We start from the raw sequence: 626 nt of genomic DNA on the forward strand, positions 1-626 counted from the left end.
ATTAAACAATTAATGGAGAATCCTATTGTAATCAATGTAACGACTAATGCAATTAATTATTCACCAGAGTTTAAGGTAAAAGCAGTTCTTTCTTACATTGGCGGAAATTCTCATTCTGAGATTTTTAGGGAGAATGTTATATCTCCTGATCTTATAGGACCAGATATACCCAGAAAGAGATTGTTTTAATGGAAGAAAATATATGAATAAAAAGGTGAACTAGGTTTACTATCTAATAAAAGAGTCTGGTGGTTGTGTAAGAACGGACACGAATGGAATGTTTCTATTACTAATAGAACGTACAATAAGCGATAATGTCCAGATTGTAAAATTTGATTTTTTTACGACTCGACATATTTTATAACAAGGAAACAAAGTAAATTATCATCATAATATCAACCAAAGCGACATTAACTCCTGTGTCGCTTTTTAACTCATTTGTAGTAAATATCAAAGTAGGAATATCTTTCTGATTTTTCTGAGTGAGAGGAGCGCGTGTATGTTTTTTTAGTACATAGAACACCGATAATGAGAACCTAATCATAAAACAATAACAAGGATTATTAGAAAAATTATAGAATAATACACTCTATAATGTGAAGTTTTTCACTTAAACTACCATGAAA

The 626-nt window shown here is 30.0% G+C and carries 1 protein-coding gene and 1 pseudogene; both read left to right on the forward strand.

What is annotated here, in order from left to right:
- On the forward strand, positions 1-189 hold a 189-nt coding region (locus V7112_RS18220; RefSeq protein ID WP_438823915.1), incomplete at its 5' end, for a hypothetical protein.
- A gap of 51 nt (positions 190-240) precedes the next feature.
- A pseudogene (locus tag V7112_RS23880) lies at positions 241-315 on the forward strand (zinc-ribbon domain-containing protein); the annotation flags it as partial.
- Positions 316-626: the final 311 nt, after the last annotated feature.

It is taken from the genome of Bacillus sp. JJ1566, from assembly GCF_036962685.1.
GTDB lineage: Bacteria > Bacillota > Bacilli > Bacillales > Bacillaceae_L > Ferdinandcohnia.